The 23,834-nt window shown below is 70.1% G+C and carries 20 protein-coding genes; 9 read left to right on the forward strand and 11 right to left on the reverse strand.

Annotated elements, in window-relative coordinates; genetic code table 11:
* Positions 1-164 precede the first annotated feature (164 nt).
* From GGG17_RS15740 to GGG17_RS15750, 3 genes are all read left to right on the forward strand, one after another.
* A complete protein-coding gene (locus tag GGG17_RS15740) occupies positions 165-635 on the forward strand; it encodes a hypothetical protein (protein WP_154594640.1) in 471 nt (156 codons plus the stop codon).
* A complete protein-coding gene (locus GGG17_RS15745; RefSeq protein ID WP_311966749.1) occupies positions 632-1,807 on the forward strand; it encodes a zinc-dependent alcohol dehydrogenase in 1,176 nt (391 codons plus the stop codon). Before GGG17_RS15740 ends, GGG17_RS15745 begins: the two co-directional genes overlap by 4 nt.
* 376 nt (positions 1,808-2,183) lie before the next feature.
* Positions 2,184-3,356, forward strand: coding sequence for a low temperature requirement protein A (locus tag GGG17_RS15750; RefSeq protein WP_311966750.1), 1,173 nt, complete (start codon positions 2,184-2,186; stop codon positions 3,354-3,356).
* Between the two features lie 121 nt (positions 3,357-3,477).
* On the opposite strand, the gene GGG17_RS15755 is transcribed toward GGG17_RS15750, so the two are convergent.
* The 3 genes from GGG17_RS15755 to GGG17_RS15765 are packed head-to-tail and all read right to left on the reverse strand — an operon-like array spanning position 3,478 to position 6,678.
* A complete protein-coding gene (locus tag GGG17_RS15755) occupies positions 3,478-5,190 on the reverse strand; it encodes a VanW family protein (protein WP_154594642.1) in 1,713 nt (570 codons plus the stop codon).
* Between the two features lie 47 nt (positions 5,191-5,237).
* Positions 5,238-5,762, reverse strand: coding sequence for a flavin reductase family protein (locus tag GGG17_RS15760; protein ID WP_230083088.1), 525 nt, complete (start codon positions 5,760-5,762; stop codon positions 5,238-5,240).
* On the reverse strand, positions 5,755-6,678 hold the full coding sequence (locus GGG17_RS15765; protein WP_154594643.1) for a PIG-L family deacetylase: 924 nt from the start codon (positions 6,676-6,678) through the stop codon (positions 5,755-5,757). Before GGG17_RS15765 ends, GGG17_RS15760 begins: the two co-directional genes overlap by 8 nt.
* 155 nt (positions 6,679-6,833) lie before the next feature.
* On the opposite strand from GGG17_RS15765, the gene ppk2 reads away from it, so the two are divergent.
* Positions 6,834-7,724: a polyphosphate kinase 2 gene (ppk2, locus tag GGG17_RS15770; RefSeq protein ID WP_154594644.1), complete on the forward strand. Its 891-nt coding sequence runs from the start codon at positions 6,834-6,836 to the stop codon at positions 7,722-7,724.
* A 367-nt stretch (positions 7,725-8,091) separates the two neighbouring features.
* Here ppk2 and GGG17_RS15775 read toward each other — a convergent pair whose 3' ends face one another.
* From GGG17_RS15775 to GGG17_RS15805, 7 genes are all read right to left on the reverse strand, one after another.
* Entirely contained in the window at positions 8,092-9,129 is a 1,038-nt protein-coding gene (locus GGG17_RS15775; protein ID WP_154594645.1) for an ABC transporter ATP-binding protein, read from the reverse strand.
* Positions 9,130-9,149: 20 nt separating this feature from the next.
* On the reverse strand, positions 9,150-10,229 hold the full coding sequence (locus tag GGG17_RS15780; protein ID WP_154594646.1) for an ABC transporter ATP-binding protein: 1,080 nt from the start codon (positions 10,227-10,229) through the stop codon (positions 9,150-9,152).
* 19 nt (positions 10,230-10,248) lie between these two features.
* Positions 10,249-11,262 carry an ABC transporter permease gene (locus tag GGG17_RS15785; protein ID WP_154594647.1) on the reverse strand — a complete coding sequence of 338 codons (1,014 nt, stop codon included), beginning with the start codon at positions 11,260-11,262 and terminating at the stop codon, positions 10,249-10,251.
* Between the two features lie 136 nt (positions 11,263-11,398).
* Positions 11,399-13,135 carry an ABC transporter substrate-binding protein gene (locus tag GGG17_RS15790; RefSeq protein ID WP_154594648.1) on the reverse strand — a complete coding sequence of 579 codons (1,737 nt, stop codon included), beginning with the start codon at positions 13,133-13,135 and terminating at the stop codon, positions 11,399-11,401.
* 82 nt (positions 13,136-13,217) lie between these two features.
* A complete protein-coding gene (locus tag GGG17_RS15795; protein ID WP_154594649.1) occupies positions 13,218-14,225 on the reverse strand; it encodes an ABC transporter permease in 1,008 nt (335 codons plus the stop codon).
* Between the two features lie 242 nt (positions 14,226-14,467).
* On the reverse strand, positions 14,468-16,366 hold the full coding sequence (typA, locus tag GGG17_RS15800) for a translational GTPase TypA (protein ID WP_154594650.1): 1,899 nt from the start codon (positions 16,364-16,366) through the stop codon (positions 14,468-14,470).
* Positions 16,367-16,422: 56 nt separating this feature from the next.
* Positions 16,423-16,845 (reverse strand): NUDIX domain-containing protein, encoded by a 423-nt coding sequence (locus tag GGG17_RS15805; protein ID WP_154594651.1) that lies wholly within the window; start codon positions 16,843-16,845, stop codon positions 16,423-16,425.
* A 36-nt stretch (positions 16,846-16,881) separates the two neighbouring features.
* On the opposite strand from GGG17_RS15805, the gene GGG17_RS15810 reads away from it, so the two are divergent.
* The 5 genes from GGG17_RS15810 to GGG17_RS15825 all read left to right on the forward strand — a co-directional run bounded on the left by GGG17_RS15810 (position 16,882) and on the right by GGG17_RS15825 (position 22,697).
* Positions 16,882-17,259: a 4a-hydroxytetrahydrobiopterin dehydratase gene (locus tag GGG17_RS15810; protein ID WP_154594652.1), complete on the forward strand. Its 378-nt coding sequence runs from the start codon at positions 16,882-16,884 to the stop codon at positions 17,257-17,259.
* Between the two features lie 73 nt (positions 17,260-17,332).
* On the forward strand, positions 17,333-19,768 hold the full coding sequence (locus tag GGG17_RS15815) for a sodium-translocating pyrophosphatase (RefSeq protein ID WP_154594653.1): 2,436 nt from the start codon (positions 17,333-17,335) through the stop codon (positions 19,766-19,768).
* Positions 19,769-19,823: 55 nt separating this feature from the next.
* Positions 19,824-21,338 carry a DHA2 family efflux MFS transporter permease subunit gene (locus GGG17_RS15820; protein WP_375804532.1) on the forward strand — a complete coding sequence of 505 codons (1,515 nt, stop codon included), beginning with the start codon at positions 19,824-19,826 and terminating at the stop codon, positions 21,336-21,338.
* 115 nt (positions 21,339-21,453) lie between these two features.
* A complete protein-coding gene (locus GGG17_RS17005; RefSeq protein WP_283809833.1) occupies positions 21,454-21,579 on the forward strand; it encodes a hypothetical protein in 126 nt (41 codons plus the stop codon).
* A 77-nt stretch (positions 21,580-21,656) separates the two neighbouring features.
* Positions 21,657-22,697: an NAD(P)-dependent alcohol dehydrogenase gene (locus tag GGG17_RS15825; protein WP_154594654.1), complete on the forward strand. Its 1,041-nt coding sequence runs from the start codon at positions 21,657-21,659 to the stop codon at positions 22,695-22,697.
* A gap of 71 nt (positions 22,698-22,768) precedes the next feature.
* Here GGG17_RS15825 and GGG17_RS17295 read toward each other — a convergent pair whose 3' ends face one another.
* Complete coding sequence (locus tag GGG17_RS17295) at positions 22,769-23,254, reverse strand: GNAT family N-acetyltransferase (RefSeq protein WP_195849260.1); 486 nt, start codon at positions 23,252-23,254, stop codon at positions 22,769-22,771.
* Positions 23,255-23,834 lie beyond the last annotated feature (580 nt).

The following is a 23,834-nucleotide window of genomic DNA, read 5'->3' on the forward strand; positions in this document are numbered from 1 at the left end:
CCCCCGCGCGGCCCGGGTGGGGTTGCTCGCCGTCGCCACGGCGATGCCGCGACGTTGCCGCAACAACGGGTCCCGCATACCGTTGGCGGGGCTGACTGCCGGCTCGACACCCGGCACCTCGGCACCCGCCACCCTCCTAGAGGTAGGTGCACATGAGACGAGCAATGATCATTGTCGTCCTGGCCGGCGCAGCCGCCGGCGGGGTCGTCGCCCGCCGCGCTGCTCGATCGTCGCGCGAATCCGCCGGCGAGGAGTCCACGGGGCGGTGGCACAGCGTCACGCTCAACCGCAGCCAGGAGGAGGTCATGCCGAACGGGCAGGTGCCCGGTCCGTTGGCGGGGTTGGGTGACCTCGTCGAGGTCCAGGTCCGGCCGGCCCCTGGCGGAAAGGGCACCGAGCTTGCCGCCCGGTTGCGGGTGCCCGAGCCGACCGGCCCGCGGGCAGCGCGCGCCCGGGTCAGCGGCCACGATCCGCGCCAGCAGGTCCGATCGGCGTTGCGTCAGTCCAAGCAGCTGGTCGAGGTCGGGGAGGTGCTGCGGGTGGATCCCACCCCGCACGGCCACCGTTCGTCGACCCCGACCGGCAAGCTCATCGAGGTCGTCACCCGGCGCGCCGGCGGGGAGGGAGTGCTGTGAAGGCGCTGTGCTGGACCGGCGTCAACAAGACGTCGGTGGAGACCGTCGAGGACCCGAAGATCCTCAACGACCACGACATCATCCTCAAGGTGCGACTCAGCACCACCTGCGGCTCAGACCTGCACCTGCTCGGCGGGTACATCCCGTCGATGCGCGCCGGTGATGTGCTCGGCCACGAGTTCATGGGCGAGGTCGTTGAGGTCGGCAAGGGTGTCCGCAACCACAAGGTCGGCGACCGCGTCACCGTCTGCTCGTTCATCGCCTGCGGGAAGTGCTGGTACTGCTCCCAGAAGATGTACTCACTGTGCGACAACGGAAACCCCAACCCGGGCCTGAGCGAGGGGATGTGGGGCAGCGCCATCGGCGGCTGCTTCGCCTACAGCCACATGCTGGGCGGTTTCGCCGGCAGCCACGCCGAGTACGTACGGGTCCCCTATGCCGACCAGGGCGCGTTCGCCGTACCGGACGGGGTGTCGGACCTGGCGGCCCTGTTCGCCTCCGACGCCTCCCCGACCGGCTGGACCGGCGCCGACGGCGCCGGCATCACCCCGGGCGACACGGTCGCGGTGTGGGGCGCCGGCGGGGTCGGACAGATGGCCGCCCGCGGCGCGATGCTGATGGGCGCCGAGCAGGTCATCGTCATCGACCGGCTCCCCGAACGCCTCGCCCAAGTCCGGCAACACATCGGTGCGGACACCTTGGACTACACCGAGGACAGCATCGTGGCCGAACTGAAGGAACGCACCGGCGGCCGCGGCCCGGACGTCGTCATCGAGGCAGTAGGGATGGAAGCGCACGGAACCGGCCCGGCTTACCTATACGACCAGGTCAAGCAGCAGTTGCGGCTCCAATCCGACCGGCCCACCGCCCTACGGGAGGCGATCTACGCCTGCCGCAAGGGCGGCAGCCTCTTCATCCTCGGAGTCTTCGGCGGGTTCGTCGACAAGTTCCCGCTCGGCGCGATGATGAACAAGGGGATGACCGTGCGCGGGGCCCAGCAGCACGGCCATCGCTACATCCCCCAGATCCTGCAGCACATCGCCGACGGTGAGCTCTCCACCGAGCATCTCGCCACCCACATCATGCCGCTGGACCAAGGACCCCACGGCTACGAGATGTTCAAGAACAAGCAGGACGGCTGCGTCCGGGCCGTCTTCCAACTCGACCGATGACCCGCGCAGTAAGCCAGCACCTGTCGGGGACGCGCCGGCCCTCAGAGGAGCGCGACAACGCACAGCCCTGGACGTGGAGCTGACCCGCGAAGACTTGGATCCTCTGGACCGTGCGTTTCCGCCGCCGAGCGCACCGCGACCACTAGACATGCTGTGACCCTGCCCAAGCGCGCAGCCCGGTCAGTCCGGGCAGTCCGGTCAGCGCGAAGAGCAGGACTCCCCCGGTGTCGTGTGCCGGGGCATGAGATCAGGCCGAGCCAGCAGGCCCTGCCTGTCACCTCTCCCTGAACCTGTGCACGCCTTCACGTGGTCCACCACGGCAGCACCATCGGTTCGGGTGTGGAATTTCCGGGCTTGAAGGGGGATGATTTCGCGGGTGTCAGAGGACTCTGAGCCGGGCAGCGAGGCCGACGCGCGGGACAGCGGTAGCGGGTCGGTGGGCAACCTAGAGCTGTTCTTCGACCTGGTGTTCGTGTACGCCATGTCGCAGCTGACCGAGCTGCTGCGGGACGACGTTTCGTGGCGCGGTTTCGGTCATGGTGTGCTCGGCCTGCTGGCGGTGTGGTGGGCCTGGGCCTGCTACACCTGGCTCACCAACACCGTCACCACGACTCGGGTGGTATCTCGCTGCCTGGTCATCGCCGCCATGGCTGCGATGCTGCTGGCCGCAAGCGCACTCCCGACCGCGTTCAGCACCGGAGCCCTCGTGTTCGGGCTTGCCCTGCTCGCCATCCGCGTCATCCACCTGGTCATGTTCGTCGTGTCCGCCTCCGACGACGACGAACACCTCCGTGCAGGCCTACTGCGGCTGGCCCCGAGCCTGATCATCGGACCAGTCCTGATCGCGGTCGCCGCCGCTTTCTCATCCCCCTACCGAGAGCTGCTCTGGATCGGTGCAGCCATCATCGACTTCGGCGGACCCCTGGTGGCCGGGGTCGAGGTTTTCCGGGTGGTGCCCTCCTACTTCGTCGAGCGCCACGGCAACATCATCATCATCGTGCTCGGTGAAGCCGTCGTCGGGCTGGGCACCGGGGCCAGCGCGCACCTGCAGCAACCGGTCGTGCTCGCCGCCGCCGTCCTCGGAGTCCTGATCGCCGCCTCGTTGTGGTGGACCTACTTCGGTCTGACCGCCGGCGCCGAGCGGCGCCTCAAAGACGCCGACGGGCCCGAACGCGCCCGACTGGCCCGCGACGCCTACAGCTACCTACACCTTCCCCTGGTCGCCGGGGTCGGCTTCTTCGGCTTCGGCGCCAGCGCGGCGCTCGAGCACGTGTCCGACCCGTTACCGCTGCTGCCGGCCATCGCCCTCAGTGGCGGGGTGGGCCTGTTCTACGCCGCCGATGTCGCCTACCGATGGCGCGATCACCATCAGCTCGTGCCGGACCGCCTCCTCGTGGCGGCCGCATCCCTGCTCATCATCCCGCCAGCACTGACCATGCCCGCATGGTCAGTACTGACGGCTCTCACCGCGGTCGGCGCCCTGCGCCTGACGTGGGAACTCGTGCGACAGCCGCGGATCGGTCCCGCAGCCGCCGGCCAAGTCCGCTAAGGCCAGAACTCCACTGCCCCGTCACCAGTCCTCGCAATCGCGGTGTCGGTGCCGGTGAGGACGACGGCAGCGGCCTGGTGCGCGTCATACGGCCGGAGCTGGCTCGGCCGCAGGGCGAGGGTCAGGTGCGCTTGACCTGGCCCTTGACCGGCCCGGTGCAGCGGACCTTGTCCTGAGGGTCGTAGTGGGTGTCGAAGCCGTCGGTCTTGACGACCTGGCCGCCCTTGATCATCTGGCGGGTGATCGTGACCTCGAACCCGGGCACTGGCACCTGCGGCTGGCAGGTGGGGCTGTCGTCCTCGATCGTGCGCGGCGGCACGACCTTGCGGCGGGGGCTCTTGAGGGACTTCACCTCGTCGTAGCGCTTGGTGCTCCACAGCTCGAACTTCAGCACCCCGTCCTCGACCCAGGAGTGCACCAGCACGGCGTACGGGCTGTCGTTGCGCCACTTGTTGTCGAGGTCGGGCCAGTGGACGGTCGCCTCGCGGCCCTCCGGGTAGTGGGTGATGTAGAAGCTGTGGGCGCGGTGCTCGACCAGCTCCATGCCGGCGAAGAAGGCGGAGTTGAGCACGGAGGTGGAGACCTGCGAGACGCCGCCACCGGTGTCCCGCACGTAGCGCGTGCCCTGGATGATCAGCGCGTCGCGGTAGCCCTTGGCCGGGGTGCGCTCCCCCACGATGCCGTTGAGGCTGAAGGTCTCCCCCGGCTTGATGACCGTGCCGTCGATGGCGCCCGCCGCGAGCCGGATGTTGGCGGTGCGGTTGGGGTTGTAGGGCAGGTCGGCGTCGTAGCGGGAGATGACCTCCTTGATCCCCCACCGCGCGACGTCCTCGGTGCTGATGCCGGGCTCCACGGGCTGGGCCTTGACGGTCGCCGTGCGGGTGGGTGACGCGACCGCCCCGAGCACGGCGGTGGACAGCTGCTCGGCGGGCACCTCCGTGCCGTTGCGGCCGGGGACGGTCTGGGGACGGCCGTCGACGAGACGGACGCCGGCGTTGACGGGCGGCGTCTCGATGCCCGGGGCGACCCCGACGAGCAGCCGCCCCAGCTTGTCCTGGTCGACCTGTGGGGCGAGCGTCCCGTCCTTGGGGGCGAACGCGATCACCGACGCCAGCTGAGCGGGGGCCAGCACGCCCTTGTGGGTGCCGTCCGTGACGGTGACCGGGCCGGCCAGCACCGGTCGGGCGACGGTGGCGACGGCCTGGTCCACGGCCTTCTGCGGTATGGCGGGCTGCTGCTCCTGCATCACCGCGTCCGTCGTCGTGGTGCGGGGCCACTGCTCGAGCAGCTGCGAGCGGGTGCGGGCCACGTCGAGGCGACGGCCGACGACCGCGTCCTTGGCCTCGATGTCCCCCTTGGCGATGGACAGCGCACCGTCGGTCGCCGACACGTCGAGGGTGGCCCGGGCCTTGTCGAGGGCTGCGTCCAGCGTCTCCTCGTCCACGTCGACCCGCACGTCCCGGTCGCTCCCACCCGTGAGGTGGGCGACCACGTCGCGCGGGTCGAGCGAGAAGCGCGTGAGGCCGGTCAGGCTGCCCGGCACGTCGACGGACAGCCCCGCCGCGCGGGGGTCGATCGTGGCGCTCCGCTCGCCGGAGCGCAGCGTGATCGGCTTGGTCGTCAGGGGCGCGAGCCGCTCGGTGAGGGTGCGCTGGGCGGTGGCCTGGTCCATGCCGCCGATCGACACCCCGCCCACGCGTGACCCCGCGGGCGCCTGCCGGGTGAGGATCGCCGCGAGGCCGGCATACAGCCCCAGGAGCACGGCGAGCGAGACGAGCAGACGCACGAGCACAGCGGTGCCCGAGCGCCTCGTCCCGGAGGGGGAAGCAGCCATCACAACTCCTGGATCAGACGGTCAGAGACACGTTACGTCGTCCACCGTCACGACAAGTGACCAAACGCGCCACGGTAGTAGGTCAATGCCTCCCCGGCGTGCGCCGGCACCTCGAGCCCGACCACGGCACCGATGATGATCGAGTGGTCCCCCGCCGGCACCACCTGCGTGGTGCGGCACTCCACCGCCGTGAGCACGTCGTCAAAGATCGCCACCCCCGTGGCGGCGCCGCGGTGGTGCGCCACCCGGTCGAGCTGGCCATGCACCGGACGCCCCCTGGTGGCGAACCACGCTGCGTGCGAACGGGACTCGGCCGGCAGGACATTGACGCCCCACACCCCGGTCTCCAGCACCACGTCGTGGAAGCGCGCCTCCTGCTCGACGCAGCAGAGCAGGAGCAGGGGATCCAGGGAGACCGACGTGATGGCGTTGGCCGTCATGGCGTGGTCGACCCCGTCCTGCCAGGTCGTCAGCACCGACACCCCGGTCACGAACCGCCCCATCGCCCGGCGGAACACGTCCCGGTCCGGCGGCGGGGTGGGCACCGGCGCCTGCGGCGCGCTTTCACTCATCAGGTCCTCCCGTGGACGTGACGGCCGGCGGGTCGACGAGGACGAAGGCCTCGCGCCCCGCGAGCCGGGTGGCGATGTCGTTGGACAGGGCGTAGTAGCCGTCGTGCACGGTCACCTGCGTCGGGTGCTCGCGCAGCGCGGACGCCTGGACGCGGGCCGCCGCAGGGTCGACCACCACGTGGGTGACGAGGTCGTCGGGCACCACCGACGGCGGATAGGGATCGTCCGGCCCGGGCACCACGACGTCCGTGCGGTGGACGTGCTCGGCGAGCCAGGCCCGGTCCTCCATCGCCCACGACCGGGGCACCACCACCTGCAGGACGTGCGGCGGGGCCTCGAGGTCGCCTCGCACCGCCAGCGACGCCACCGCCGCGAGGGTCGCCCGGTGCGCCGCGACGTGGTCCGGGTGCTCGTAGCCGCCGTGCGGGTCGTAGGTGATCACGCCGTCCGGACGCAGCTCGCGCAGCAGGTCGGCGAGCGCCTCGACGGCGGCCCCTCCTGCGGAGGCGAAGGCGTCGGGGTGGCCCGCGGCCGGGGTTCCCGCCATACCGGAGTCGCGCCAGCGCGCACCCGGCCCGCCGCCCCCCTCGGACCCGGCCGCCCCCTGCAGCCCCGGCCGCCCCTCGGACCCGGCGGACAGGACGTGCGAGGTGGCGCCGAGCACGCGCATGGCCCCCGCCAGCTCCCCCCGCCGATGCGCCGCGAGCGCCGGCCCGTCACCCTCGAGGTGACGCAGGTCGGGCGGGATCACCTCGCCCTCCTCCCCCAGGGTGCAGGTGACGACGTGAGCCTCGGCACCCTGCGCCACCAGGTGCGCCGTCACCACCCCGGTCCACAGCGACTCGTCGTCGGGATGGGCATGGACGAGGACGACCCGCCGCAGGGACAGGTCGTCGAGGGAGCGCGTGACGGTCATCCCGCAGAACGTTACTCGTCCCCACGGGTCGGTGGCGCGACACGGCTCCTGGCGGGCCTTCACCGGGGCCCCGCGATCGGGCGGGCTGCCGTTCACATCGCGTTCACGAACCCCGGCCTATGCTCCCCGCAGACCCCGACCCGGCTGGAGATCCCATGCAGCAGAACTTCCGTGAGTACCTCGCCACGCTCCACGAGCAGGGGTACACGGTGCGCGACGACCAGGGCTCGGACCCGGACCTCATCGACCCTCTGGGCAACCCCGTCGAGACCTGGCGCGAGGACTACCCGTACGACGAGCGCCTGGACCGCGAGCAGTACGACATCGAGAAGTACCTCCTGCAGGTCGAGCTCCTGAAGTTCCAGAAGTGGACGCGCCAGACCGACAGCAAGCACCTCCTGGTGTTCGAGGGGCGCGACGCCGCGGGCAAGGGCGGCACCATCAAACGCTTCACCGAGCACCTCAACCCGCGGTACGCCCGGGTCGTGGCGCTCGTGAAGCCCACCGAGACCGAGCTGGGGCAGTGGTACTTCCAGCGCTATGTCCAGCACTTCCCCACGTCCGGCGAGATGGTCATGTTCGACCGGTCGTGGTACAACCGCGCCGGCGTCGAGCGGGTCATGGGCTTCTGCACCGACGAGCAGTACACCCAGTTCATGCAGCAGGCGCCGGTGTTCGAGAAGATGCTGGTCGAGTCCGGGATCTCGGTGACCAAGCTGTGGTTCTCGGTGTCCAGGAGCGAGCAGCGGACCCGCTTCGCGATCCGCCAGATCGACCCCGTCCGGCAGTGGAAGCTCTCGCCGATGGACCTCGAGTCGCTCGACAAGTGGGATCGCTACGGCGAGGCCAAGGAGGCGATGTTCACCGCCACCGACACGGACTACGCACCCTGGATCACGATCAAGTCCAACGACAAGAAGCGCGGCCGCATCAACGCGATGCGCTACTTCCTCAACAAGTTCGACTACGACGGCAAGGACACCGACGTGGTGTTCGACCCGGACCCGCTGCTGGTGCGGCGCGGCATCGACACCGTGGACGACTGAGCCGAGGACCCGAGCGAGGAACGAGCGAGGCCCGGAGGCGAGGCAGAGTCCACGGCGCGGGCCCCGTGGACGACTGAGCCGAGGACCCGAGCGAGGAACGAGCGAGGCCCGGAGGCGAGGCAGAGTCCACGGCGCGGGCCCCGTGGACGACTGAGCCGAGGACCCGAGCGAGGAACGGGCGGGGAACGAGCGAGGCCCGGAGGCGAGGCAGAGTCCACGGCGCGGGCTCCCTGGACGACTGACGTCTGGGACGGCCGCGCCGGTCTCTCCAGCCATCCCCCGTCTTGCGCTGGAGCACGAGACCAGGGACGCAATCCCAGACGGAGCACGCAACCCCAGACGGAGGACGCACGCCCAGACGGGGGCGTCAGACGACGGCGCGCAGCTCCGGGAAGTGGCAGGCCACGCGGTGGCCGGGAGCCACCTCGACCGGCAGCGGCACCTCCGCGGCGCAGCGCTCCTCGGCCTTGGGGCAGCGGGTGCGAAAGACGCAGCCCGACGGCGGGTTCTGCGGCGAGGGCAGGTCACCCTTGAGCAGGATCCGCTCGCGCCGCTCCTGGTGGCGGGGGTCGGGGACGGGGACGGCCGACAGCAGCGCGTGGGTGTAGGGGTGCAGCGGCCGCTCGTACAGCTCGTCGCGGTCGGCCTCCTCCATGACCTTGCCGAGGTACATCACGACGACGCGGTCGGAGATGTGGCGGACCACGGACAGGTCGTGCGCGATGAAGACATAGGCCATGCCCTGCTCGTCCTGGATCTCCTCCAGCAGGTTGACGACCTGGGCCTGGATCGACACGTCGAGCGCGGACACCGGCTCGTCGCAGACGACCAGGCGTGGGCGCAGAGCCACCGCGCGAGCGACGCCGATGCGCTGGCGCTGCCCGCCGGAGAACTCGTGCGGGTAGCGGTTGTAGTGCTCGGGGTTGAGGCCGACGCGCTCCATGAGGCCCTGGACGGTGCGCTTGACGCCGCCCTCGGGCTTGATCCCCTGGATCTCGAACGGCGCCGCGATGATCGAGCCGATCGTGTGCCGGGGGTTGAGGGAGCCGTAGGGGTCCTGGAAGACCATCTGCATCTCGCGGCGCAGGCGACGCAGGCGTGCGCCCTTGGCGTCGGTGATGTCCTCGCCGTCGAACTCGATGCGGCCACCTGTGGGCTCGAGGAGCTTGAGCATGGTGCGTCCGGCGGTGGACTTGCCGCAACCGGACTCCCCCACCAGACCCAAGGTCTCGCCCTGGCGCAGCTCGAGCGAGACGCCGTCGACGGCCTTGACGGGCGCGTCGGGGCGCTTGACCAGGGTCTGGCGGAACTGTGGGAAGTGCTTCTGCAGGTCGGTGACCCGCAGCAACGGCTCTGCACCGGGCCGAGGTGCGGGCGCGGAGGACGGGGTGACGGCGGTGCTCATGCTGGTGTGGTCCTTCCCGGTCACAGCCGCGGCTTGACGTGGGTCTCGAAGAGCTCGCGTCGCCGCTCCTCCATGAGGTGGCAGCGGACGAGGTGGTCGGACTGCTGGGCGGGCAGCAGCTCCGGGACCTCGGTGGTGCAGCGGTCCTGCGGCACGTGCTCGCGATAGGCGCACCGGGGGTGGAACGCGCAGCCCGCCGGCACGCGGATCAGCGACGGCGGGTTGCCCGGCACGGGGTCCAGCCTGGCCTGGCGGACCCGGTCGAGCCGGGGCATCGACGACAGCAGCCCCCAGGTGTAGGGCATCTGGGGTGCGTAGAACACGTCGTCGACCGGGCCCCGCTCCACGGCCTTGCCGGCATACATCACCAGCACCTCGTCGGCCATCTCGGCGACGACGCCGAGGTCGTGGGTGATCACGATGATGGCCGAGCCGAACTCCTGCTGGAGGTCCCGCATCAGGTCGAGGATCTGGGCCTGCACCGTGACGTCGAGCGCCGTGGTGGGCTCGTCCGCGATGAGCAGCGAGGGGTCGTTGGCGAGCGCCATCGCGATCATGGCGCGCTGCCGCATGCCGCCGGAGAACTCGTGCGGGTACTGGTCGACGCGCTTGGCGGGGTTGGGGATCCCCACACGGGCCAGCAGCTCCTTGGTGCGCTCCTTGGCGGCCTTCTTGGACACGTCGGCGTGGTGCACCCGGATGGCCTCGACGATCTGGGCGCCCACCGTGTAGTAGGGGTGCATCGCCGACAGCGGGTCCTGGAAGATCATGGCCATCGTGCTGCCGCGCAGCTCGCGCAGCTCTGACTCGGGCAGGTCGAGCAACTCCTGGCCGTCGAGGCGCACCGACCCGGCCAGCCGGGCCCGGCTGCCGCGGTGCAGCCCGAGGATGGCCTGGCTCGTCACGGACTTGCCGGAGCCGGACTCGCCGACGATGCCGAGCGTCTGGCCCTTGTCGACGGAGAAGGTCAGCCCGTCGACCGAGCGGACGAGACCGTCCTCGGTCGGGAAGTGCACCTGGAGGTCGGTGACCTGGAGGTATGGCGCCGCGCCGCTGCGGGAGGGGGTCCGCTCGCCGGCATACGTGGTGGAAGGTGTCATCTGGGCTGGTCTCCTCGCCTCAGGTCAGCCGCACGCGCGGGTCGATGACGCCGTAGAGCACGTCGACGACGAGGTTGGACAGGACGATGAAGAAGGCGGCGACCAGCACGATGCCGACGATCACCGGCAGGTCGGTCTCGGTGATGGCGCGGACGGCGGTCCACCCCATCCCTTGGAAGTTGAAGACCGACTCGGTGATGACGGCACCGCCGAGCAGGCCCCCGAGGTCGAGCCCCGCAGCCGTGACGATCGGGATCAGTGCGGCGCGCAGCCCGTGGCGCCGGATGATCGGCAGCCGCTTGACGCCCTTGGCGCGCGCCGTGCGGATGTAGTCCTCGGACATCGTCTCGATCATGTACGCGCGGGTGAGCCGGACGTACTGGGCGGCGAAGATGCACGCCAGCGTGATGGCCGGGAGGATCAGGCCCTGGGCCCACGCGAGGGGGCTCTGCGTGAACGGCACGTAGGCCGGCGGGGGCACGACCTGCCACTTGATCGCGACGAAGGTGAGCAGCAGCAGGCCGATGAAGAAGGTCGGCAGCGAGTAGCCGACCAGGGCGAGGCCGACGACGACGCGGTCGACCACCTTGCCCTTGTTGAGCGCGGCCAGGATGCCGCCCACGATGCCGACGACCATCCAGAGCACGAACGCCGCCAGCGCGATGGAGACCGTGATCGGCAGCGTCTCCTTGAGGATGTCGGTCACCGACTTGCTCTTGAGCACGGAGAAGCCGAGGCAGGGTGCGTCGCAGTGGCTGGCGAGCTGTGGCGCCGCCTTGCGGAGCTCCTCGTCGGCCGGGTAGTCCCGTCCCACGGCGATGCCCTTGAGGAAGTCGCCGTACTGCGCGAGGACCGGCTTGTCGAAGCCCATGAACTTGCGGTTGCCCTCGATGACGGCCGGCGTGCAGTTCTTGGCGCAGGTGAGCCGGGCTGGGTCCTCGGGGGCGGCGTAGAACACGAGGAAGGTCGCCAGGGTCACGATGAGGAGCATGACGACGGCGGTGGCCAGTCGTCGCAGGATGTAGAAGATCATCGGGCGTCAGCGCCAGGTCGTGGCGCCCTCACCGCCTCTCGGGAGCGTGGGCTGGTCAGACGGACGAGCCCGTATGCCGCGGCGGGGTGCGGCGACCAGGTGGCGCCGCACCCCGCGTTGCGTCATACGGTCTGGATCACTTGACGGCGATCCGGGCCAGGTCGGGGTAACCGCCCATCTGGGAGTTGACCTCGAAGCCCTTCACGCCCGAGCCACGCATGAACGTGAACTTCTGGTTGACCAGGGAGACGTAGCCGCCCTTCTTGCCGATCATCTCGTCGACGTCGCCCCAGGCCTTCTCGCGCTGCGCCTCGTCCTGGATGCCATAGGTCTCGTCGATCTTGGCGTTGACCTCGGGGTCGTTGAAGTAGCCGTAGTCCTGGCCGGAGCCGCCGGCCGAGATGTTGACGCGGCCGTCGAACAGCGCCGGCAGGACGGTCGAGCCGGACGGCCAGTCCGCGCCCCAGCCGGCCCAGAAGACGTCCTTGTCCACCATGCCGGGGGCCTGGATCGTCGCGTAGTACTTCTCGGCGATGGGCTGCAGGGTGACGTTGAAGCCGGCCTTGTCCCAGGTCTCCTTGAGGGCGGTCAGCGCCTTGTCGGCGTTGCCGCGCTTGCGATAGACGACGGTGATCGGCAGCGGCGACGGCGCCCCGGCCTCCTGCAGGAGCTTCTTGGCGCCCTCGACGTCACCGTTGGGCTGGTTGCCGAAGGGGTTGAAGTCCTTGGCGCACTTCAGCTCCTTGTTGCACATGCCGAAGGACGGGGTCATGACCGTCGGGCCGCCGTAGGCCGTGATGTAGGCGCTGCGGTTGGTGGCCATGGCGAAGGCCTGGCGGATCTTGGGGTTGGACATCGTCTTGGACTTGAAGTTGGGCGCAAGGTAGTCCACGTAGGGGGCCGGCACGTTGATCGAGCGCGACTTGGCGGTCGGGTTGCCGGCGATCTGCGGCAGCGACGCGGCCTGCGCCTGCAGCGCCGAGATGGCCGTCTTGTCCTCCCCGGCGTCCGCGATCAGGCGCTGGTAGGTCGTGTCGACCGGGATGCCCTGCACGTCCACGATCTTGTCGGGGTAGGCCATGCGGACCTTGTCCGAGTCGGCCGACCAGTTGGGGTTGCGCACCCAGGTGCCGCCCTTGTTGGGGTCGTAGGTGCCCTCGAGCATGTAGGGGCCGTTGGAGAAGGCCTGGTAGTCGGACTTGGCGCCCTGGTCCTTGTCCTTGCGGAAGGGCGCGAACGCTGTCAGGGCCGCGTTGTTCATGTTGAAGTCGGTCCACGGCTTCTTGAACTTGAAGGTGATGGTCTGGCCCTCGCAGGTCACGGCCTTGTCGAACGCGGCCTGACCGGCGGCGTCCGACTTGTAGGGGCCGCTGAAGGCCGGCACCTCGCCGTCGGGGGTCTGCTTCGTCGGGATGTCCAGGAAGGTCAGCGCGTAGTTGGGGCCACCGGTGATGACATCCTGGGCGAACGTGCGGGAGACGCCGTACTTGACGTCCTCGCAGGTCACGGGCTTGCCGTCCTGCCACTTGGCGTTCTGGACCAGGGTGAACTTCCAGGTCTTGCCCGCGTCGGACATCTGCCCGGTGTCGGTGGCCAGGTCCGGCACCATCTTGGCGTCGCTGCCGGGGGTGTAGGTCGTCAGGGTGCGGGCGTAGGTGCGCGAGCCGAACAGGATGTCCGCGCCGACGTACATGCGCTGCGGGTCGAGGTGCTCCTTGGGCCCGAGGTTGAGGACCGTCAGGGTCCCGCCCTTGGCGGCCGGGGCCTGGCTGGACGACGTCGTCGTGCTGGCTCCGCCACCGCAGGCCGCGAGGCCCAGGGTCGCCGCGGTGCCGAGGGCGACGGCGAGCGAGCCCTTCGTCGTGCGCTTCATGACTACTCCTTTGAAGGTGCCCACCGCGGGGGTGCGGTGATGGGATGGTGCGATGAGGAACGCCCCGCCGGCAGCGGATGGGTCACTGCCGGTCAGCCTTGGGGTCGAGGGCGTCCCGCAGGCCGTCGCCGAGGATGTTGAAGGCGAAGACCATGAGGAAGACGGCGAGTCCGGGGAACAGGAAGTAGGCGGGGTCCGGCAGCGCGTAGTTGATGGAGTCGTTGAGCAGCGTGCCGAGCGAGATCGTGGGCGGCGGGACGCCGACGCCGAGGAAGCCCAGGGCCGCCTCCTGCGCGATGTTCTGCGGCAGGATCATCGTGGTGTAGACAAGGATCGGCGCCCACAGGTGCGGGAGCAGCTCCTTGGTGTAGAGCCGCCACGGGCGGGCGCCCAGGGAGCGCGCGGCCTCGACGAACTCCCGCTCCCGCAGCGACATGACCTGGCCGCGGACGATGCGGGCGAAGTAGGGCCAGCCGAAGAACCCGAGCACCGTGATGATGAAGAGCAGCTTGGGTGTGGACGCCGTGTCGGCCATGCCGACCAGGTCGGCGATCCAGGTGACCATGACGGTCTGCAGGGAGAGCAGCATCAGCGTCTGCGGGAAGGACAGGACGAGGTCGATCACGCGGCTGATGAGCCAGTCCGTGCGACCGCCGGCGAAGCCCGAGACCAGCCCCATGATGGTGCCGAGCAGGATGGCCACGCCGGTGGCCGAGACCGCGACCAGCAGCGAGGTGGTCATACCGGAGAGGATCAGGGACAGCAGGTCCCGTCCCGTGCCCGGTTGGACCCCCAGCCAGTGGTCGCCGGTCACGCCACCCATGGGCCCGGAGGGCATCGAGCCGAGGTCCTGGACGAGCTCTTCGTGGTTGCTGAGGTCCAGCACGCCCGCCGAGGTCAGGACGGGGGCGACGACGCCGAGCAGGACGACCACGACCGAGCCGACGAGCGCGGCCATCGTGACGCGGTCCCGACGCAGCCGGGCGAACACCAGCTGCCACGGAGAACGCCCCTTGATGTCGTCTCCCTGCGCGGGCGCGACATCGACGGCGATCCCCGCCTGATCGGCATGGGTGGGCGAGGTTGACATCGACGGCGGCCTTTCGAGAGCGGGCCCGCGCCTGTCCCGGTTGAGCGGCCGAGGGGCGCGGGTGCTGGTGACACTAAGGACAGTGCCTCCCCGACGACAGTCCCCGGCCGTCACCGTGTCCCGATCGTGACCTGGGTCTGGTGGCCCCGACCGGCCGTATGACGAAGCCGGTCACCCCCGCGCCGAGGGAGGGTGACCGGCTGTCGGCATACGCGCTGCCCCCGACGATCAGGGGCCCGGGATCACTGGCCCTGCTCGCGCTTGGCCTCGGAGCGGGCGCGGGCGGCCGTGCGGGCGCGCTCGGTGGCGCCGAGGACGACCTTGCGGATGCGCACGTGCTGCGGGGTGACCTCGACGCACTCGTCCTCGCGGCAGAACTCCAGCGACTGCTCGAGCGAGAGCTTGCGCGGGGGCACGACCTTCTCGAAGTTGTCCGCGGAGGAGGCGCGCACGTTGGTGAGCTTCTTCTCCTTGGTGATGTTGACGTCCATGTCGTCGGCGCGGGAGTTCTCGCCGACGATCATGCCCTCGTAGACCTCGGTGGTCGGGTCCACGAACAGCGTGCCGCGCTCCTGCAGGTTGACCATCGCGTAGGACGTCACCGCGCCCGCGCGGTCCGAGACGAGCGAGCCGGACTGGCGCGTGGAGATGGTGCCGAACCACGGCTCGTAGTCCTCGAGCACGTGGTGGGCGATGCCGGCGCCGCGCGTCTCGGTGAGGAACTCCGTGCGGAAGCCGATGAGGCCGCGCGAGGGCACGAGGAACTCCATGCGCACCCAGCCGGTGCCGTGGTTGGTCATCTGCTCCATGCGGCCCTTGCGGGCAGCCATGATCTGGGTGACCGCGCCGAGGAACTCGTCGGGGGTGTCGATGGTGAGGCGCTCGGTCGGCTCGTGCAGCTTGCCGTCGACCTCGCGGGTGACCACCTGCGGCTTGCCGACGGTCAGCTCGAAGCCCTCACGGCGCATCTGCTCGACGAGGATCGCGAGCGCCAGCTCGCCGCGGCCCTGGACCTCCCAGGCGTCGGGGCGCTCGGTGGGCAGGACGCGCAGGGAGACGTTGCCGATGAGCTCGCGGTCGAGGCGGTCCTTGACGAGGCGCGCCGTGACCTTGGTGCCGCGCTCCTTGCCGACGAGCGGCGAGGTGTTGGTGCCGATCGTCATCGAGATCGCGGGCTCGTCGACGGTGATGACGGGCAGCGGGCGCGGGTCGTCGGGGTCGGCGATGGTGTCGCCGATCATGATGTCCGCGATGCCGGCGATGGCGATGATGTCGCCGGGCCCGGCCTTGTCGGCGGGCTTGCGCTCGAGGCCCTCGGTGACCAGCAGCTCGGTGATCTTGACCTGCTTGGACGAGCCGTCGTGCTGGAACCACACGGCCTGCTGGCCCTTGCGGATCTCGCCGTTGAAGACGCGCAGCAGCGCGAGGCGGCCGAGGAAGTTGGACGAGTCGAGGTTGGTGACGTGCGCCTGCAGCGGCGCCTCGTCGTCGTAGGTGGGGGCCGGGACGGTCTCCATGATCGTCTTGAACAGCGGCTCCAGGTCGGGGCTGTCCGGCAGGCCGCCGTCCGCGGGCCGCTCGACCGAGGCGACACCGGACTTGGCCGACGCGTAGACGATGGGGAACTCGATCTGGTGCTCGTCCGCGTCCAGGTCCATGAACAGCTCGTAGACCTCGTCGACGACCTCCGCGATCCGCGAGTCCGGGCGGTCGACCTTGTTGATGCACAGCACGACCGGCATCTTGGCCTGCAGCGCCTTGCGCAGCACGAAGCGCGTCTGGGGCAGCGGGCCCTCGGACGCGTCGACGAGCAGGACGACGCCGTCGACCATCGACAGGCCGCGCTCGACCTCGCCACCGAAGTCGGCGTGCCCCGGGGTGTCGATGATGTTGATCGTCACGCCCTCGGGGAACTCCGACGCAGACGGGCCGTTGTAGTGGATCGCGGTGTTCTTGGCGAGGATCGTGATCCCCTTCTCGCGCTCCAGGTCACCGCTGTCCATGGCCCGCTCGTCGACGTGGTCGTGCTCGCCGAAGGCACCCCCCTGCCAGAGCATCTTGTCGACAAGAGTCGTCTTGCCGTGGTCGACGTGAGCAACGATGGCGACGTTCCGGATGTCGCCGCGGGTCTTTTGGGCCATGCCTCCATTGTCTCAGCCCGGGGGACCTGCCCCGACCATTCGTGACGCGCCCCCGCTCACGGCCCGAGGAGCCGACCCACCGCCTCGACGATCGGCAGATCAGCGGGCAGCCAGGGGACGCTGGTCAGCTCGCCTGCGGCGAGCCAGCGGAGCTCGTCGTGGTCCTCCAGGAGGCTCACCTGTCCCCCGCTGACCTGCGCGGTCCAGACGCGTATGGCGTACCGCTCGCTCAGCACCCACCGACCGTCCGGGCGGGGACCTGTGACCTCCTCCCCCACGACGACGTCGACGCCGAGCTCCTCGCGCAGCTCACGGTGCAGCGCCTCCAGCTCGGTCTCGCCGGGATCGACCTTGCCGCCGGGCAGCTCCCACCCGCCCGCGAGGTGGGAGGGCTCGGTGCGGCGTGCGGCCAGCAGCAACCGCGGTCGTGACAGGTCGTCGAGGAGCGCGGCCCCGACGACGGCGATGGGTTCCGGCATACGGCCCATCCTGCCCCGAGGGGCGATGATGTCCGCATGAGTCGACTGCTGGACGACGAGGAGATCGCCCGTCAGCTGCGCGACCTGCCCGGGTGGGAGCGCGTGGAGGGGCACCTGGTCGCGACCTACGAGTCGCCGTCCTTCCTGGAGGCGGTGCGGCTGGTCGAGTGGGTCGCCGACGAGGCCGAGCAGATGGACCACCACCCCTTCGTCGACATCCGCATGGCGCGGACCCGGTGGGAGCTGTGGACCCACTGGCGTGACGGCATCACGCAGCTGGACGTCGAGCTCGCCCACCGCATCCGCCAGCGCGCCGAGGCGACCGGGGCCCGCGTCACGACCGCGGGCGACGCGGACGACGACGGCCGCCGGAGGGGTACCCCCGCGCCTGGCCCGAGCACGGGCCCTCGGTAGTGTCGTAGGTGCCACTGGACGGAATCGGTGGCCAGCGACAGCTGAACGACGACGTTCTCGGATCGAGCCGATCATGCAGGTGCACACAGTCCTTGCGCCCCCACTTCGCGTCCCGGCCTCCGGCGAGGCCGACCTCCACCTCCCCGACCTCGGGTCGGTCGACTTCCTCGGCGGCATCAGCGGCCACTCGCTGCTGATGGGCGGCATCGTGGTGTGCCTGCTCGGCCTGGGCTTCGGCGTCGTGACCTACGGCCAGCTGCGGCGGCCGCCCGTGCACGAGTCGATGCACGAGGTGTCCGAGCTGATCTACCAGACCTGCAAGGCCTACCTCGTCCAGCAGGGTCGGTTCCTGCTGATGCTGTGGGTCTTCATCGCCGCGGTGATCGTGGCCTACTTCGCCTTCCTCATGGACTACTCGCTCGGTCGGGTGCTCGTCGTCCTCGCGTTCTCGTTGGTCGGGATGGGCGGGTCGTATGCCGTGGCGTGGTTCGGCATCCGCGTCAACACCTTCGCCAACAGCCGCACGGCCTTTGCGGCTCTGCGCGGCAAGCCCTACCCCGTCTACGAGATACCCATGAAGTCCGGCATGTCCATCGGCATGGCGCTGATCAGCGTCGAGCTGCTGATGATGCTGGTCATCATGCTGTTCGTCCCCGGGTCGCTGGCAGGCGCCTGCTTCATCGGGTTCGCGATCGGTGAGTCGCTCGGGGCGAGCGCGCTGCGCATCGCGGGCGGCATCTTCACCAAGATCGCCGACATCGGCTCGGACCTGATGAAGATCGCCTTCAAGATCAAGGAGGACGACGCCCGCAACCCCGGCGTCATCGCCGACTGCACCGGGGACAACGCCGGCGACTCGGTGGGCCCGTCGGCCGACGGTTTCGAGACCTACGGCGTCACCGGGGTCGCCCTGATCACCTTCATCCTGCTGGCGGTCCACGACCCGGCCACCCAGGTCAAGCTCCTGGTCTGGATCTTCGTCATCCGCGCCGTCATGGTCATCGCGTCCGGCCTGTCCTACGCCGGCAACCAGGTCATGGCCGGCCGCCGCTACTCGCACCTGGACCGGATGAACTTCGAGACGCCGCTGTCAGCCCTGGTGTGGCTGACCTCGGCCGTGTGCATCGTCCTGACCTATGTCACGTCCTGGGCCCTGGTCGCGGACCTCGGGACCGGGCTGTGGTGGCAGCTGGCGACGATCGTGTCCTGCGGCACGCTCGCCGGTGCCCTCATCCCCGAGCTGGTCAAGGTCTTCACCTCCACCCACAGCCGACACGTGCGGGAGGTCGTGACCAGCTCACGGCAGGGCGGCGCCTCCCTGGACATCCTCTCCGGTCTGGTGGCGGGCAACTTCTCGGCATACTGGCTCGGCATCGCCATCGTCGGGCTCATGGGTGGCGCCTACCTGATCTCGACGATCGCCCTCGGTGCGCTGATGATCGCTCCGGCGGTGTTCGCCTTCGGTCTGGTCGCGTTCGGCTTCCTCGGCATGGGGCCGGTGACCATCGCGGTCGACTCCTACGGGCCGGTGACCGACAACGCCCAGAGCGTCTACGAGCTGTCGGTCATCGAGGAGATCCCCGGCGTCGCCGAGGACATCAGGGCCGAGCACGGCTTCGACGTGCAGTGGGAGCGCGCCAAGTACTTCCTCGAGGAGAACGACGGCGCCGGCAACACCTTCAAGGCCACCGCCAAGCCCGTCCTGATCGGCACCGCGGTCGTCGGCTCCACCACCATGATCTTCTCAATCATCATGGCGCTCACCGGCGGTCGCACCGACCAGATGATCCACCTCTCGCTGATGCACCCGCCGTTCCTGCTCGGCCTGATCACCGGCGGCGCCACGATCTACTGGTTCACCGGGGCGTCCATCCAGGCGGTCACCACCGGCGCCTACCGCGCGGTCGAGTTCATCAAGGACAACATCCACCTCGACGGCGCCACCAAGGCGAGTGCCGCCGACTCCACCCGCGTCGTCGAGATCTGCACGCAGTACGCCCAGAAGGGCATGCTCAACATGTTCCTCGGCGTCTTCTTCTCCACCCTCGCGTTCGCCTTCGTCGAGCCGTTCTTCTTCATCGGCTACCTCATCTCGATCGCGCTGTTCGGTCTCTACCAGGCGATCTTCATGGCCGACGCGGGCGGCGCCTGGGACAACGCCAAGAAGGTCGTCGAGGTCGACCTGCACGCCAAGGGCACCGCGCTGCACGACGCGACGATCGTCGGCGACACGGTCGGCGACCCCTACAAGGACACCTCCTCGGTCGCGCTCAACCCGGTCATCAAGTTCACGACCCTGTTCGGCCTGCTCGCCGTCGAGCTGGCCGTGCAGCTGACCGCCTCGTCGGGCACGGTGCTCACCCACTCGCTGGCCGCGGTGTTCTTCGTGATCTCGGCCTACTTCGTCTACCGCTCGTTCTACGGCATGCGCATCTCGGGCGGCTCCGGCGCCTCTGACGACGAGCCCGAGCCGGCGCCGGAGGGCGGCACCCGTCCGGCGACGGTCTGAGTCGTACGGAACGGGTCGCACGGGGTCTGTCGGTGGGGCGTGAGACGCTGCGCGGGTGACCTCTCCCGAGCCGGGGCCCGCCCCCGCCACCGCCCCGCCCGCTCCCGAGGCGGTCGACCCGCGCGCCGCCCGTCCGTGGCCCGCCCTGTGGGCGCTCTGCCTGGGCTTCTTCATGATCTTGGTGGACTCCACGATCGTGACCGTGGCGATGCCCGCACTCATGGTCGGGCTGCACGCCGACATCGGGCAGGCGGTGTGGGTGACCAGCGCCTACCTGCTCGCCTACGCCGTGCCGCTGCTCATCACCGGGCGCCTCGGGGACCGCTACGGGCCCAAGCGCGTCTATCTCGTCGGGCTCGTGACCTTCACCCTCGCCTCCCTGTGGTGCGGGTTGACCGGCACCATCACCGGGCTCATCGTGGCCCGCGTCGTGCAGGGCCTCGGTGCAGCGCTCATGAGCCCGCAGACGATGTCGGTCATCACGCGCCTGTTCACCCCGCAGACCCGTGGCCAGGCCATGGGCCTGTGGGGCGCCGTGGCGGGTGTGGCCACGCTGGTCGGCCCGATCGTCGGCGGGGTGCTCGTCGACACCCTCGGCTGGGAGTGGATCTTCTTCATCAACGTGCCCGTGGGGCTCCTCGCGATGGTGCTCGCCTGGCGTCTCGTCCCGATGCTCCCCACCCACCAGCACCGGTTCGACTGGATCGGGGTAGTGCTCTCGGCGGTGGGGCTGTTCTGCATCGTCTTCGGCATCGAGGAGGGCCACAGCTACGACTGGTCCACCATCACCGGCCCGATCACCGTCTGGCGGCTGATCGGTCTCGGCGTGCTCGTCATGATCGGGTTCGTCGTCTGGCAGGCGCGGCAGCGCAGCGAGCCACTCGTGCCGCTGCGGTTGTTCCGCGACCGCAACTTCTCCGTCGCCAACGTGGCGATCACCACCGTGGGCTTCGCGGTCACCTCGACGATGTTCCCGATCATGATCTGGGCGCAGAGCGTGCGTGGTCTCTCGCCGACCGCCGCCGCGCTGCTCATGGCGCCCATGGCGGTCATCTCCGGCGGTCTCGCACCGGTCGTCGGCCGCCTCGTCGCGCAGACCCATCCGCGCCTGCTCGCCGGGATCGGGCTCGTCTCCTACGCCGTGTCGCTGGTGTGGATGCGAGGCGTGCTGCGGGCCGACGTCCCGCTCTGGCAGCTGCTGCTCCCGGCGGCGCTGCTGGGCGTCGCCAACGGCTTCATGTGGGCGCCGCTGTCCACCTCGGCGACCGCCAACCTCGACCGCCGCGAGGCGGGCGCCGGGTCAGGCGTCTACAACACCACCCGGCAGATCGGCGCGGTGCTCGGCTCGGCCGCCATCGCGCTGGCCATGGAGGACCGGCTCGCCGCTCACCTGCCCGGCACCTCGGCCACCGCCCCCACCACGAGCGCGTCGGGCGCCACCGTGCCGCCCCAGGTCGCCGAGGCGTTCAGCGCGGCCATGGGGGACGCGCTGATGGTCCCCGCCGCCGTGATCCTCGTCGGCGCGGTCGTCGTCATGGCCTTCGAGCGGCCCCGCCACCAGCGCGCCTGACCCGGCACCGGGCGTTCACCGCTCACGGCGGTGAGCGCCCCCACCCGTCCCGGCCTGCGGCGACGCCGGTCGTCTCGGTCCCCTGACTCCAGCGACCAGGCCGAGCAGCAGCCACATGAGCGTGGCGACCCCCGTCGCGTTGGCCGGGTGGTCCGCCAGCGACATGACGGAGGTCCTGACGTCGAGCACGAGCGTCTCGCCCGGCGGGCGGCGCGGTGGCGGCGCGGGCACGCCGACGTGAACACTGCGTGGGACGGGAGGGTCTCGCCCAGCAGACTCGACGAGATCGGCTCAACCACGCGGATTATCGTCCAGAGCATGATGGACGTTGCTGCCTACGCGGCCCCCTCCGCCGGAGCCCCTCTCGAGAAGTCCACGATCACCCGCCGCGACGTCGGCGAGCACGACGTGCTCATCGACATCGAGTTCGCCGGCATCTGCCACTCCGACATCCACACCGTCCGCAACGAGTGGGGTGCCCAGCAGTACCCCCTCACCCCCGGCCACGAGATCGTCGGCCGCGTCACCGAGGTCGGCTCGGGCGTGAGCCGCCACCAGGTCGGCGACCTCGTCGGCGTCGGCTGCATGGTCAACTCCTGCCAGGAGTGCGCCGCGTGCGAGGAGGGCCTGGAGCAGTACTGCCTCGCGGGCAACATCGGCACCTACGGCGCCGTCGACAAGGACGGCACGATCACCCAGGGCGGCTACTCCACCCACGTGGTCGTCGACGAGAAGTTCGTCGTCCGCGTCCCCGAGTCCCTCGACGAGGCCGCCGTCACGCCGCTGCTGTGCGCGGGCATCACGCTCTACTCCCCCCTGCGCCACTGGGGCGTCACCGAGGGCACCAAGGTCGCCATCATCGGCATGGGCGGCCTCGGGCACGTCGGCGTCAAGATCGCGAGCGCGATGGGCGCCGAGGTCACCGTCCTGTCCCACTCGGACAAGAAGCGCGAGGACGCCGCGACGTTCGGCGCCCAGCACTACGTCAACACCACCGACGAGGACGAGATGAAGGCCCTCGCGGGCACGTTCGACCTCATCATCAACACCGTGTCGGTCAACCTGCCGATGGCGGACTACCTCGCGCTGCTGCGCTACGACGGCACGCTCGTCGAGCTCGGCGCCCCGTCCAAGCCGCTCGAGGTGCCGGCGTTCGCGCTGATCCCCGCCCGCAAGGCCTTGGCCGGGTCCTGCATCGGCGGCATCGCCGAGACCCAGGAGATGCTCGACTTCTGCGCGGAGCACGACATCACCGCCGAGATCGAGCTGATCGACGCCGACCGGATCAACGAGGCCTACGACCGTGTCGTCGCCAGCGACGTGCGCTACCGCTTCGTGATCGACGCCAAGACCTTCTGAGCTCCGGCTCCACCCGAGTGGCCAGGCATCCGAGGGTGCCTGGCCACTTGGCGGATGGGGGCGCGTCGCGGTCAGACGAGCTGACGGCCCAGATGCCGGAACGGCCCGTCCGCCTCGAAGCCGGCCCGCTCGTAGACCCGGCGCCCCGACTCCGTCGAGTGCAGCTCGATCCGGCCCGCCCCCTGCTCCCGGGCCCACGCCAGCGCGTGGTCGAGCAGCGCGGTGCCGATGCCACGGCCGCGGTGGGGGACGTCGGTGCTCATGTCCGAGAGGTATGCCGACAAGCCCCGCCCGCGAGGACCGGGCAGGTGCTGCTCCACCGCCACGCTGACGCACCCGGCGAGCGAGCCGCCCTCTCCCGCAAGGGGATCCACGTCGACGACGAAGCAGGCGTAGGTGTCGCGCGCGAGCAGCACCTCCGCCGCCTCGGCGCATCGCCGGCGCCAGTCCTCGTCCTCGGAGACCGCGACCGGCCAGGGCCAGCCCGTCTCCATCAGGAGCGCCTTGAGGCGCACGATCTCGGGGATGTCAGCAGGGGTGGCACGGCGCACGATCACGGACGCCGAGCCTAGTCGCCCAGTCGCCCCCGCATGCACCCGCACCTCAGGTCCGCTCCCACACCGCCCCAACCCGCCGCCCGGCTCGCCGGCAAGCGACAGGAAGTGACCTGACGGGGCGAGAGACGCCGCGTGACCGCCGCTTTGATCGTTCAGCCTGACCCGACGGGTCACTTCCGGTCGGCGGGTGGGGTCGGGCCGCCACCGACCCGGCACGTCGCGCCCACTCCCCCCACGCCACCCCGCCGGCCCGGCACCTCGCGCCTGCGTCGCCCCGCCGGCCCGGCCCGCGGGCGGGTAGCGCCAAAAAATGACCCGGCGGGGCTCGAACCGTCGCATCACCGCGGGTTTGATCGTTCAGCCTGACCCGACGGGTCACTTCTGGTCGGCGGGTGGGGTCGGGCCGCCACCGAAGCGGGCAGGGAGGGCCGGCGTCACGTCGCGGGGCAGTGTCCGACGCTCCTATGGTTCGTCAAGGGGTGGTGGGGCCTGATTCGAGGGTTCGGTAGAGGTCTCGGATGACGTAGCGCTTGAGGCAGCGGCGGATCTCGCGTGGGGTCTTGCCTTCGGCGGTGCGGCG

Origin of the sequence: Arsenicicoccus cauae (assembly GCF_009707125.1) — a bacterium.
Classification (GTDB): Bacteria; Actinomycetota; Actinomycetes; order Actinomycetales; family Dermatophilaceae; genus Arsenicicoccus; species Arsenicicoccus cauae.